The following is a 13,078-nucleotide window of genomic DNA, read 5'->3' as shown; positions in this document are numbered from 1 at the left end:
TCGGGGCGGGTCGGGCTGGGCTGTCAAGGAAGCGGACGCTGTCCGCAGGGCCTCGTTCGCCTGCTTGAGCTGGGTGTTGTCCACTGGGCGATGACTTCAAGGTCATGGCTTGCGGACTCACCGGCATGAGTACTCCCACCTGGGCGTGAGCTGCAGGCGGTGACCGTGTGGACATCGAATCTCTGCTTGACGTGCTCGGTATCCAGGAAGACGCGGCCTGGGTCCTGACCGACGGCCTGCGCATTCAGAGTGCTGAGCTCCAAGGCCGATTGCAGCACGCTGAAGCCGGTCTGGGATGCCTTGCTGTCACCTGGAAGATCGTCGTCGTTCGCGCCGAGGGGTTCCTGGCCCTTCCGGTCTCAGGTGACCTGCTCGAACACCTGGGCTGTCCCCGATTTCTGGCTGTTTTCCATGAGGTGGCCGGCCTTTTGTGGGCCTGCGGCGTTTGCGGGGTCCTTGGCCATGAAGCGTTGCTCGGGAACGTCGGAGGCGTCGTTTCGAGCTGGAATGTTTCGTCGAGTGCGGTGTCGTCATCGAGATCGCTGTGTTGTGGGCCTGGCAGGCTTACGCGAGTGCGGTGAACAGGTCGGGGATCAGTACCGCGTTGGGGTGGCTCAACGGGATCGTGAGGAGGGGGTTGTCGGTACCGGCGCGGTGAATGACGACCATGCCGTTGGATATTTGCACCTGGCTGAGCGCACTCCAGGGGACCAGTGCGATGCGCGGTTTGGTGCATGCGATGCCCTCGCGGCTGACGTGGACGCTGCCGCCCGTTTGGACCGTCTGGCCTTGTCGCACCCGGGTGATCAGTTCGTCCAGCAGCCGCGGTAGCAGGAGTTGCTCGGCCCACTCCATCAGGTGCAGCCACTGGGGCGGCTGCTGCGCCTGGCGGCCGTACGTCAAGAACGGTACCCGGATGTGGGGTCCGCCGGAGTACGGGTAGCGGCCTACTTGGAAGTGCCACTCGTTGCGGTAGGTGGTGGGGTACATGAAGCGCTTCTCGGCGATCCGGTTCGCCGAGAAGCAGACGTACTCCACCTCGTGGAGTCTGATCGACTTTCTGCCGAAGCTGATGGCCATCGCGTCGGCGAACAGGTGTGACGAGCCGATCTTGGTGTCGAGGACGGGGACTGCGGGAGCCGGCGGAGGCGGGGCGGGGGTCCAGGGGCGTTCGGGGCGTGGCCCTTGGGGCTGGGGTGGTTCGGGGCGCCGGGTGTCGATCTTGCGTGCCGGCGCAGGGGGTGGCGGGGTAGTCGTCCGGGTGGCGGGCGCCGGCGCTGCGGTGCGTGCCGTAGCGGGTGCGGAGGCGGGCGGGGTGCCTCCCGCGACATACGCCGCGAGCCAGGACGGGGCGTGGGGGCGGGGGTATGCGGCAAGGTCGTCACGGTAGTTCGCAGGGCTCAGTAGTTCCTCGTGGGGGAGGGTCCGGTCACCGTAGTCGTACTCCGTTGCGATCTGGGCGTTCATGCCGGTGGTGTGGGTGAGCGCGAGTTGCAGCCGGAGCCAGGGGCCGGCCGGCATGCTCGCGGCGAGATGCCGCTGGCGGCGGACGAGCAGTGCCAGCGTCTCGGGTACCGGGACGTCGAAGGACCGTTCCCCCGTCCAGAACCGCAGGTGCGCGACCTCGGCGGAGACGGTGAAGGAGAAGACGGCGCGGAACCGGTCCCATGCCGGGAGACCAGGCGGACCCAACAGAGCCAGCTGCTGGGCCAGCGGTCCGAGCAGGCCCTGGGACCGTGCCGCGATCACCTCGGCGTCGAACGTGCCGAGCGGGCGCCGGACGTACGCCTCCTGTGCGGTGAACAACTCCTCGGCCTGGCGCGGGGGAACGGAACTCGATATCTCCTTGACCCGCCCGGTGTCGCCGACCAGGAACACCGAACGCCCCACCGGCATGTCCAGGAACGCCGTCGGATCACTGTCGTCGACGTCCACCGCGGCGTACACGCTCCAGCCACCGGTGAAGCGGTCCGCGGCCAGGTCCTGGGTGGGGTAGTCGAGGTGGCGCGCCCTGATCCGTTCGACGACCAGCGACACCGCGCGCGCCGCCATCCGCGGGCCCTGCGCGGCTGCGTCGTCCGAGCCCCCGAGGTGCACGGTGACCTCGAACCAGCGGCCCAACTCGCCAGCCGTCGCGGCGTCGACGTCGGCCGCGACCACCGTCCATGGCCCGTCCGCGGTCCTCCCGTAGAGGGTGACGGCGCCCCGCTCGTCGGTCACCGACACGTACCCCGACTGGTACCCGTCACCGAATGCGGCAACGTCCCTGAGGGGAGGCGTCTGAAACGTCACGCGTTCCTTGCCGCCCGCGCCCGCGGCGTCCGTCGTGGCCATCACGTAACGAGCCATCGCCTTGCTCCCGTCCTCACCCACCCGGGCCGCTCCCGCGCCCCCTCCACCTCAGGTGAAGAACCCTGCCACAGCAGCGCGGCGACGCACATACCCGTAGTGGCGGGGTCTGGGTCTGTGTCGCGGACGTGGAACTCGGTCGGATCTCTTCGGCGGGCTCCGGCGGTGAGCCGGCCGTCGAGGGTGATGTCGAAGGTTTGAAGCGCGGCGTTCGGGCGCCTGGCCCGGCGGGTGCGTCCAGTGCCGGTGGAGTCCAGGCTCATGACAGCTGCTGGGCCTGGGCGGCGGCGTTGCCGGGGTCGCTGTCGCAGACCGCGACACGCTTGGCGAAGTGGGAGTCGGCCGGCCCCGGCAGGTGGTCTTCCACGGCCTGGCGGCCGAGCCCGATGGCGGTTGCTCAGCGACGGCGTCCGGGCGGCTTCGGGGGCGGCCGGCCGGGCCGGGTATGCGGATCTTGTCCAGCACGTTCGGGAACTGAGGGCTGTCCCCGGCCTGTCCGGGGGTGAGGACGAACGACAGCGGCCGGCGGCGTCGACCGCGGCGTGGATCTTGCTGCTCGGTCCGCCTCTGGACCGGCTGAGCCCGGCGGCATCAGCCCTGGCTCTGCGGCGCCGTCGCGCTGCCGCCCGTTGTGAGTCCGGCGCGTTCGTGCCACCGGTGTCCGTGTCGGCTATCGGCGGATCACCCGCAGCACCGGCGCCGGCGGTTGCTGCGGAAGCAGAGGCCCCTTTTCCTCGGTCAGTGCCTGTTCCAGGGCGTCCAGGGTTTTCCCGGCCACTGTCAGACCTGCCGATTCGTGGTGTGGCCGCACGATCGTGGAGTCCACGCTGACCAACTCCAGGCCGGCCTGACCCCGCGTGGCCGCCTCGGCGATCGACGCGTCCGTCACGTCCTGGAACGCCCCGGCCTTGGCCCGGTTGCCGAACCGGGAGCAGAGCGTGGACCAGGGCCCGTACCGGTCGGGGACGTCACGCCGGCCACAGCCGGTGCGCAACCGCCACAGCGCCCCGTTGAACTGGTCCCGCACCCGCCGCGGCAACGGGCCGGTGGCCGCTGCCGGCAACAGCGGCTCGATCAAAGCCCGTTCGGGATCTCCGTCACGTCAAATCGCGCCACGCCCGAGTTGTACCGGCCGCCGCCATCGGGCCACCGGGCCACTGGGCCATCGGGCCAATGGGCCACCGGGCCTCACGAGGATCCGAACCTCGAACAGACCCTGGGAGCGCAGGGCCGTCAAGGAAGTGGTGTCAGAGCGGTCTCTGGCGAGTGAAGCCATGTGGCGGCGCTCCGGAGTCCTGTCGCTCGGGTCCGGGTCGGCGGGCCCTGCGGCGTCCCCGCCGACCGGAAGTTCGCCCGAAGTATCCGCATCTATGGCAGGTACCGGACAAGATTTGCTCAAATCTACGTGTCCGAAAGGGAGATGCTCTGAAGTCTGTGTTCAGGTTTGTTCGATCAATCGTTCTGTTCCCCGTTCGGGAGGCGTCAAGGTGGCACTGTTCACCCGCAAGAGACGATGGTTCACGATCTGTGTCCTCGCCGTATCCGGCACACTGATCGCCGTACCGGCGAGCGCGGTGCCCGGTGGCGAGCAACACCCCTTCGGCATACGTGCGACCGCCCAACTCGCCCAGGACCGGAAGGCGTCCGTCGGCAGTTTCACCGCAGACGTGGCAGGCGAGGACGGGAGCGACGATGACGGCAACGAGTCGGACGAGATCGCCGAGGGCGCGGACCAGTTCGCCGAGGCCCGTACCGCTCCCGGCGTGGTCTCCCCTGGTGCCTTCGGTGCGGCCTGGGACAGCTTGACCGCCCTGCACGGCACCGGCGGCACGTGGAAGAACATCACCGACCTGCCGTACGACTCCGACGATCCGCGCTACCGCGACATCGACTCGAACTCGAGCGGCGGCTCCGGCCTGGTGACCGGCCGGATGTCCGCCATGGCCGCCGACGACGACGGCTATGTCTACGCCGGGAGCGCGGGCGGCGGCGTCTGGCGCTCGGGTACCGGCGGCGGCCACTGGACGCCCGTCAGCGACCGTCTTCCGACCCAGGCCACCGGCAGCCTCGCCCTGGACGGCAAGGGACGCCTGTGGCTGGGCACCGGCGAGGCGACCACCAACGCCGACGCGTACCTCGGCAGTGGTGTCTACGTCCTGTCCGACCCGCACCACGGCACGTTCTCGCAAGCCGACCGGGTCGGTGGGGACGAGTTGGAGAGCACCACCATCCACGAGCTGCGCTTCGGCGCGGGCACGGTGTGGGCGGCCACGAGCGAAGGCGTGTGGAGTCACTCGACCACACGCCTGTCGGGGCCCTGGAAGCTCCAGTTCGCTCCCAACCCGGCCTACCTGCCCGGCCATTCCAAGGCCGACGACCCGGACGCGCCGTACAAGAACATCACCAACGACGTCGCCGTCGACCCCAAGGACCCCTCCAAGGTCCTCCTCGCGGTTGGCTGGCGCAGCGGTGACGACTACAACGGCTTTTACGCGAAGAAGAACGGCACCTGGCAGAAGGTGACCGCCGGCCTCGGTGGCCTTCCCACCGACGCGGACGACATCGGTGAAGTCACCTTCGCGGCGTCCGCCGACGGGTCGCGCTACTACGCGATCGACCAGTCGCCCGAAGAGCTTGCCGGCAACCCGGACAGTTCGCTGGAGGGTATCTACGTCTCCAAGTCGGGCTCCCCGTTCGGGCCGTGGACCAAGACGGCCGACTACCGTCAGCTCAGCGCGTCCGGCTCGGCCCTGACGGACGACGGCTTCATGCCTGGCGTGCAGGCCTGGTACAACCAGTTCCTCGCTGTCGATCCCTCGAACGCGGATCATGTCTACGCCGGGCTCGAAGAGGTCTTCGAGAGCAAGGACGGCGGTGCCCAGTGGTCCACGGTCGGCCCGTACTGGAACTTCGACTTCCCCTGCTGGAGTATTGACCCCTCCGAGCAGACAGGTACTTGCAGCCAGACGACGCATTCGGACCAGCACGGCGTCGCGATCGGCCGCTACCACGGAAAGCCGTACGTGTACGTCGGCAACGACGGCGGCGCCTACCGCCGTCCTCTCAACGGTTCCCAGGACGCCGCGGGGCACGCCACCGACTGGACCTCGCTGAACGACGGCACCATCGACACCCTCCAGTACTACTCGGTCGGTGTCGGCAAGGACCCCTCGGGCCACGGCGTCGCGGTCACCGGCGGCCTCCAGGACAACGGCCAGTCCGAACTGCGCGCCGGCGACAAGGTCATGGGGTCCAACTTCGGCGGAGACGGCACCACCACGATCACCGACCCCGCAGGCGGCTGCAACATCGCCCAGGCCTATGTCTACTTGCAGATTCAGGTCACCCAGGACTGTGCGATCAACAATGGTTCCTGGGAAACCGACCCGTCCACGGCCACCTCGTTCTCGGTCGCACCGCCGGACAACGCGACCGGTGAGGCCCGGTTCGTCGCCCCCATGACAGCGGACAGCAAGAACAGCTCAACCTGGATCGCCGGCGGCAGGCACGTCTGGGTACAGACCCACGGCTACGCCATCCGCAGCAGCTCCGAGTGGAGCGACGCCTTCGACCTCGGCGAGGGACACACCGCCACCGCGGTCGCCTCCTCGGACGGAAAGGTGTACGCGGCGTGGTGCGGCCCCTGCGACAGCCAGGGCTTCACCCGGGGCATCGCCGTCGGCAATGCGGACGGCACCGGCTGGCACCGGATCGGCCTCCCCGCGAACGGCACCGTACCCAACCGCTACCTCAGCGGCATCGCCATCGACCCGAAGAACGCCGAACACGCCTACCTCACCGTCAGCGGCTTCTCCCGGCAGTGGACCGAAGGCCCCGGCGCGGGCGTCGGCCATGTCTTTGAAACAACGGACGGCGGCACCACGTGGAAGGACATCTCAGGCAACTTCCCTGACGTGCCCGCGGACAATGCAGTCGTACTGCCCAACGGCGGCCTCGCCGTCGCCACAGACCTGGGCGTCGTCTACCACGCCGCGCACACCACCACCTGGGAACGGGTCGGCTCCCTGCCCGCTGTCGCCGTACTCCAGCTGGAGATCGGCCCCGACGGCAAGCTGTACGCCGCCACCCACGGGCGCGGCATCTACACCCTCTCGGTACACCACCTGAAGTAACGCCCCACCGGCCACGTTCATCCGTGAACGACACAAGCCGCCTCACCCGCCCTCCGAGCGGGCCCCGGCAGGGGGGCGTTCGGGCTGCCCTTGTCGGGCCCAGCCGGGGTTCCTCCCTTTTGGAGTCCCGGCCCGACCTTTCACCGCCTACCAGCGCATTCCGGGTGTGTCAATTTAACGGCCCTGTCTCACTTTCGGTGGTGACGGAGGGTGCTGTTATCCGAGGAAGATGCGGTGGCGGAGCAGGGCGAATCCTGCTCGCCCGTGCATCTGGCGCGCGATCCGTTTGGTCTTGGTGTTGACGCCCTCGGTGGGGCCGTTGCTGTACGCGAGCGTGAGCCCGGCGATCGCGGCGTCGAGGTTGCGGTCCAGGCCCCGGGTGAAGGCGTGCAGGTGAGGCAGGTCGGCCGCTCGGATTTGGGCGATCCAGGAGGTGAGCGCGTCGGCATGGTCGGCATGCGGCGCCAAGAGCGGGGCGAAGTCTGCGATCGCCTCTGCCAGTTGGGTCATCTCGGGGCAGGCCGCGGTGGGCTTGGCCAGGAGTTCGTGTTGCTCGGCCTTGAGGTTGTCCGGCCTGGTGAGGAGCATCCGGGCGAGGCGGCGCGGGGAGATGTGGCTGCGCTCGGCGTCCGCACGGCCCTGGTTGATGTACTTGTGCAGGAGGTTGAGGCAGCCGGTGAAGCCGAGGGCTTTGATCTCGTCGAAGAGGTGCTTGACGGGGACGGCGGGGTCCTCGGCCCGGCGTTTGCGCAGGTGGTCGCGGTGGGGGGCGATGAGGCCGGCGCGGTATTTGGGGACGCGGAGCATCCGCTCGGGCCGGTCGGCTCGGGCGTAGCGCTTGAATGGTGTTCAGGGCCAGTTGGAGGCGACGGGCACATTCGAGCAGGCCCACGCCCTGGTCGAGGAGACCGTGGACCTGGTGCCGGCGTTCCAGGGTGGTCTGTGCGCGGGGCCCGTCGTAGATCGGTGCGTCCAGGACGGTGGCCCAGCACGTGCTGTGTGCCTTCATCTCGCTCAGGGCTGCTTCGCACAGGTTGTGCCACAGATGCCGGCGGTCAGCGACCTGCACCGCGTAGGGCAGAGCCCGGCGGATCGCCTGCGCATAGGTGGCCGGGCCGTCACGGCAGACGACCTCGACGTTCGGATGCCCGCGCAGCCACGCTTCGAGGGTGTCGGCGGTGCGGTCGGGCAGCACCTCGATCCGCTCATGGGTCTCGGCGTCGATCACCACAGTGGCGTAGCGGTGCCGCCGGCGCAGGGCGAAGTCGTCGACGCCGATCACACGGGGCGTCCGCCCGGTGGGCAAGGGGATGTTCAACAGGGCGCGCAGGGCCGTATGACGCGAGACGCCCACCGCGAGCACCGTCAGCAGACGTGATCCCGCCCGGCCCGCTAACTCCTTGACCACGGCCTTGACCTGCCTGGTCAGACGGGCCGTGCGCCGTTGGTATCGCTTTAGGACGCCGGGCACCTGCTCGCGGAAGGTGTAGCGGCAGCCGGACGTAGGACACAGCAGACGCCGCACCCGCACGCGGACCACCACCCGCCGGCCGTCGAGCGGCATGTCGGCCACCGTCCGCAGCTGATAGCCGTGCACACGCCCCGATGAGGCCCCACAAACCGGACAGACCGCGTCACCCTGCGGAGTTCGCGCGCGCACCTCGATCCGCTGCCCCTCGTCGACCACATCTTCGACGACCAGCGGGAGTAACCCCGAAAACACCATCTGGACAAGCTCGTTGACATCCCTCACGCCAACAACAACGACCCCCACGACTCTCCGTCACCACCGAAAGTGAGACAGGGCCGTTTATTAGACACTCCCGGTGGGCCTCGATGTCGAAGTCGTCGAGCGCAACCCGACGACCAGCGGGTTCGTGCCGCAGCCGATCCGGTGGCGAGTGGAGCAGGCGAACGGGATCATGATGCTGCACCGCAGACTGGTCCGCGACTACGAACACCGGTGCCGGGAGTTCCCCGCATCGGGCTCTTGACCGCGGGCAGGTCGGAGCACATACCCGCGGCGGTCCAGCGGCGGCATCTCCCTCTCGTTCCGCTGTCTCTCGGCCTCGAACGGTCTCGTACTCGATCGCTCGCCTGGGGTTTCGCCGAACGGGGGCGGCCTTCGTCGTATCCCGTGCTCTCATCAGGATGCACGTGAACAGGACGAAGGCCGCGAGCCGTGAGTCTGCCGACTGATGCTGTCCGGAGGGGGCGTTCGCGGAAGCGGATCGGTCAGCCATCCGGAGAAGGTGGAGGATGCTGACACACCGGCAGCGATACTGTGTGGTCCGCACTTTGCCGAGGTGAATGGCGTGACCACGATCTCGTTCAACTCGGTGCGTTTCCAGTCTTGGGGATCTTGGGGCCATCGTCGGGGCGGCCGTACTCGTCATGTGATGTCAATGCGCCGTTCGCAACGGCGAAGTGGGGATGCCTACGGCGAGCAGCTGCCGTTCGACACCTGCAGGCCTGTGTCGGCGCCGGCGGTCCGGCTGACGATGTCCGGTACGCAATTGGCGTCGTCGAGGTGGTAGGAGTAGGGGATGCTGATGGTGGTGTTGGACTGTGGGTCTGGGCCGGCGGGGTGGTTCTCGCTTCCGGGCGCGGACCAGGTCACGTTGTCGAAGACGTTTCCGCTGACCTGCCAGTAGCCCAAGGCGTCCGTGTAGAAGGTGCCGAGGACGTCCTTGGAGTTCTTGAAGTAGTTGTTGTCCACCTTCGCGCGCCCGCCGACGCGGGAGTTGATGCCGGACTTGTTCAGGCTCACGTAGTAGTTGTTGTACATGTGGGCTGTGCCGCCGCGCAGCAGGGGTGCGCGGGAGTCGATGTTCTCGTACAGGTTGTGGTCGTACGTGATGAAGGTGCTGGTGAGATCGCTGTCGCTGTGTCCGACGAGGCCGCCACGGCCGGAGTTGCGCAGGATGCTGTAGGAGAGGGTCACGTACTGGGTGTTGTCCTTCAGGTCGAAGAGGCTGTCGTAACCTTCCGCCTCCCCACCTGACGCCTCCAGGTTGTCGTGGTCGACCCAGACGTTGTGGACGTTGCGCTCCATGCCGATGGCGTCTCCACCGTTGGATGTGGGTGACCCTGACTTCTTGACGTTCCGAACGGTCACGTTCTGGATGATGATGTTGCTGGCGTCGCGAAGGTGGATGCCCACCTGATCGAAGACCGCCCCACCTCCCACCCCGATGATCGTGACGTTGCTGATCTCCTTGAGTTCGATCACGCCGTCGGTCGTGGTGCAGCTGCTTCCCGACACCTTCGTCGTGTTGGCGGGAGTGATGGTTCCTTCGACGTCGATGACGATCGGGGTGCTGCTGGTGGCCCGGCCGCACAGGGCCGCGTGGACGGCGGTCCCGGTGGTGGCCAGCACCGCCTTCCCGCCCGCGCCTCCGGTGGTCCCGCCGTTCTGGGTGGCGTAGCCCGTGGCACCAGCCGTGGCCGCTGACGCCTGGGGCGCCGACAAGGCAGCACCGGTCGTGACCGCGAGAGCCATTGTGGCCAATGCCGCAGAGAGTTGCCGTGCGACTGATCGTCCCATTCTCGTTTCCTGTCCGTCCTCGTATGCAGTGGGGGAGCTCCAGTGGTGGCAGCCGCGAGGCCGCTGTGCTGTCCCGACCGGCCGGCCCGGTGGGGCGAACCGGCCGGCCGGGACAGCGCCCTAAGGCGTCAGAGAGTCACCGCCTTGCCGCCCAAGGTCACCTGCAGACTGCCGTCCGCCGCGAAGGACCAGCCGAGCGAGCCGGAGTACGACGAGCACCGCGATCCGTTCGTCCCGGTCCAGAACTGATCGGAGCTGTCGGTGCTGCCGACCGTCTTGTCGTTCGACCCACCGCTGGCGAACCGGCAGGAGGTGTCGTTGCGGAAGACGGAGGTGCCCGCGTCGAAGGAGTAGTTCCGCTCGACGTTGTCGATGCTGACGTCGTTCTGCACCTGGATCGTGCCGGGGTTGCTGTTGTAGGTGAACCCGTCCTTGCCGTTGTGGTAGGCCAGGTCATGACGCGCGATGTTGTTGACGGCGATCTTGTCTCCGCCGAGCTTGAAGCCGTTGCGGTCACCGTTGGACGCTTGGGTGCCGTCGGTCAGGGTGCCCTGGTTGTAGGACAGGGAGTACTCGATGGTCACCGGACCGATGGCTCCCGTGTCGGACTTGGTGTAGAGGTCCCAGCCGTCGTCGATGTTGTTGTGGGAGACGTCGTACCGGAAGACGTTGCCGGTGCCGACGGTGAGTTTCGCGGCGAACCCGTCGGCGTTCTCACCAGTGGAGTCGCGGTTGTCGTGTGACTCCGAGCTGATGACGAGGTTGTTCGCCGGCCACTGGGCTTTGGGGGTGGTCGAGGAAGCCCGGGAGATCTGCAGACCGGTGTCGCGGTTGAAGGCCGTCACCGTGCGCTCGATGACGTTGTTGCTGCCTCCGACGAAGATGCCGTTGTCGCCGGCGTGCTGAACGGTGAGGCCGTACAGGTGCCAGTAGTTGCCGTCGAGTTGCAGTCCGCGGTTGGTGGAGCTCTCGCTCTGGGCGGAGAAGTCCAGCACCGGAGTTTGGCCGGGGTAGGCGGAGATCTCCTTGCTGGCGCTGGACGTGCCGTCGTTGCCGGTCGCGATAGTGACGGTCTGCGCGAGGTTGTAGGTCCCGCCGAGCATGTAGATGGTACCGCCGGCAGTGATCTTGGTGATCGCCGAGGTGAGCGTGGTCGGCGAGGACTGGGTGCCCGGCGCGCCGGCACTGCCGCTGGGCGAGACGTACAGGGCGTTGCTGTTCAGGGCCGGCGCTGCAGCCTGCGAGACAGCCGGGTGGAACGCGAGAAGACCGGCCGAGCAGGCTATCGTCGCCGCCACACCGGCAAGGACCTTGCGTCGCGTCCCGCGTGACGCAGCTGTGGAGTTCCGCGTGTGCTTCATGAATGTTTTCCTTCGTGGGGGGGATTCGGTTGCAGCAAGCGCTTACTCGACGAATGTCGTGAAGGGGAGTCGAGGTGCTGCAATATTCAGCACCATAGGACGCGCTCGCCACATGGGCAAGGCTTCGCGCAAGAATTCAGAACCGGAAAGCGGCCCTGAAAAATGGCAGGAGTCAGCGCCATCTCACCACTGCAACTGGGCGCCGAATCGAGTCGGCACATTGTCTCGACCAAGCGGGATCGCCACGCGACCCCCGAGGATAGTGGTTTCCTTATGGCACGGAATACCCTGCCGCTGTCAGCCCTTGTGCTTGACGTAGTCCGCTTGGGCGGAGTTGAGTTTGTCCGCGAGCGTGTCGGCGAACGACTTTGCGGTTACCTTGCCGAGGAAAAGCTTCTGGAACTCCGGCTCGCTTTCGGCTTTGCTGATGCTGTTCCAGTCCGGTAGGTAGTACGGGAGCTGCACCACCTTGGTGTGTGGGCTGTTGAGCGAGTCCATCGCTGCCTTCGTCGACTTGGCGTCCTGGATCCACTGCGCCGCCGCTGCATCGGTGTTCGCGGGGATGGCACCGGCTGACTGGTTCCAGAGGCTGTTCATCGGCGCCGAGTCGGCGAATTCGATAAATTTCCAGGCCGCGGCCTTGTGCTTGCTGGAGGTGAAGATGCCGAGGCCGTCGACAGGTTCGGAGACGATAGTGGGTGCTCCTCCGTCCTGCGGAGCGGGCAGAGGGACACCTTCGATCTTGTCCTTGCCGAACGCCTTGACGTGGTCGTTGTAGGAGCCGAGGTTGTGCTGCAGCATTCCGACGTCACCCTGGTCGAACTCGGACACCATGTTCACGAAGTCGTTGTTGAGATCGGCCGCGGGGGTGGCCTTCTTGTACAGCGCCGCGTACTTTTCCAGTGCGGCGATGTTCCTGGGGTCGTTGACGGTGGTCTTGCCGTCCTCCCAGAACGAGCCGATCCCGGACTGGGCATACATCATCTCCAGGGCCTGGGCGATCGAGCCCTTGCCGCCGCGGATGGTGAACCCGAACTTGTCGTGCGCTGGGTCGGTCAGCCGCGCTGCCGCCCGGTAGAACGCCGCCCAGGTGGTGGGGGGTTGGAGGCCCGCGGCCGCGAAGAGGTCCTTGCGGTACCACAGTGTCCCCTCGTTGGCCGAGGTCGGCACGGAGTACATCTGCTGGTCATGACCGCCGGCCGCCTGCACGCTGGAGACCATGCCCTTCACCAGCTTGCCTTTGAGCGGGCCGGCGTCGATGCGGTCCTTCAGGGGCGCCAGGACGCCCTGGGCCACGAGATCGGCCAGGTAGGCCGTGCCCACGCCGCCCACATCAGGCAGACCGCCGCCTGCGGCCGCGGTGTCGTACTTCTTCTGCACGTCGGTGATCGGGATACCCACGTACTCGACCTTGATCTGCGGGTACTTCTTCTCGAAGGCGGCGATGATCTGCTTCCAGACGGCGGTTCGCACCCCGCCGTTGTTGTCCCAGAAGACGATCTTCCCCTTACCGTTGCCCTCCGCACCGGGCGATCCACCCGAACTGCCGCAAGCGGCGGCGGTGAGGGAGAGGGCGGCGGCAATGGCGATGGTGCCGATCAGCCGTGGTGCCCGGATCGATATGCGCAGTGGTGGCCTGTCAGGTCGTGATGCGTTTGGCTGTGGCATGGCGGCTCTTTCGGTTGTCG

5 protein-coding genes and 5 pseudogenes are annotated in these 13,078 nt (G+C 67.3%); 3 read left to right on the top strand and 7 right to left on the bottom strand.

All coding sequences use genetic code 11. From position 1 onward, the window contains the following. Positions 1-167 precede the first annotated feature (167 nt). Positions 168-581 carry a hypothetical protein gene (locus OG370_RS00345; protein WP_328459324.1) on the top strand — a complete coding sequence of 138 codons (414 nt, stop codon included), beginning with the start codon at positions 168-170 and terminating at the stop codon, positions 579-581. Here OG370_RS00345 and OG370_RS00340 read toward each other — a convergent pair. From OG370_RS00340 to OG370_RS00330, 3 genes and pseudogenes are all read right to left on the bottom strand, one after another. Next, the gene (locus tag OG370_RS00340; protein ID WP_328459322.1) at positions 565-2,349 is read right to left on the bottom strand and encodes a hypothetical protein; all 1,785 of its coding nucleotides are present in this window, start codon (positions 2,347-2,349) and stop codon (positions 565-567) included. The two genes, OG370_RS00345 and OG370_RS00340, sit on opposite strands and share 17 nt — an antisense overlap. A 399-nt stretch (positions 2,350-2,748) precedes the next feature. Further along, positions 2,749-2,972: pseudogene (locus OG370_RS41370) on the bottom strand (IS5/IS1182 family transposase); the annotation flags it as partial. Positions 2,973-3,019: 47 nt separating this feature from the next. Beyond that, positions 3,020-3,430, bottom strand: a pseudogene (locus tag OG370_RS00330) (transposase); the annotation flags it as partial. A gap of 406 nt (positions 3,431-3,836) precedes the next feature. Here OG370_RS00330 and OG370_RS00325 point away from each other — a divergent pair. Next, the gene (locus OG370_RS00325; RefSeq protein WP_328459320.1) at positions 3,837-6,482 is read left to right on the top strand and encodes a WD40/YVTN/BNR-like repeat-containing protein; all 2,646 of its coding nucleotides are present in this window, start codon (positions 3,837-3,839) and stop codon (positions 6,480-6,482) included. Positions 6,483-6,698: 216 nt separating this feature from the next. Here OG370_RS00325 and OG370_RS00320 read toward each other — a convergent pair. Further along, positions 6,699-8,208, bottom strand: a pseudogene (locus tag OG370_RS00320) (ISL3 family transposase). A gap of 100 nt (positions 8,209-8,308) precedes the next feature. Here OG370_RS00320 and OG370_RS00315 point away from each other — a divergent pair. Next, positions 8,309-8,446: pseudogene (locus OG370_RS00315) on the top strand (IS5/IS1182 family transposase); the annotation flags it as partial. A gap of 476 nt (positions 8,447-8,922) precedes the next feature. Here OG370_RS00315 and OG370_RS00310 read toward each other — a convergent pair. From OG370_RS00310 to OG370_RS00300, 3 genes and pseudogenes are all read right to left on the bottom strand, one after another. Beyond that, positions 8,923-10,029 (bottom strand): annotated as a pseudogene (locus OG370_RS00310) (pectate lyase family protein); the annotation flags it as partial. Positions 10,030-10,157: 128 nt separating this feature from the next. After that, on the bottom strand, positions 10,158-11,390 hold the full coding sequence (locus OG370_RS00305; RefSeq protein WP_443060596.1) for a right-handed parallel beta-helix repeat-containing protein: 1,233 nt from the start codon (positions 11,388-11,390) through the stop codon (positions 10,158-10,160). Between the two features lie 297 nt (positions 11,391-11,687). After that, entirely contained in the window at positions 11,688-13,058 is a 1,371-nt protein-coding gene (locus OG370_RS00300; protein ID WP_328459318.1) for an ABC transporter substrate-binding protein, read from the bottom strand. Positions 13,059-13,078 lie beyond the last annotated feature (20 nt).

It is taken from the genome of Streptomyces sp. NBC_00448 (assembly GCF_036014115.1).
Taxonomy (GTDB): Bacteria; Actinomycetota; Actinomycetes; order Streptomycetales; family Streptomycetaceae; genus Actinacidiphila.
Note: the sequence above shows the minus strand (reverse complement) of the source record. Positions and strands in the feature narration are given on the sequence as shown.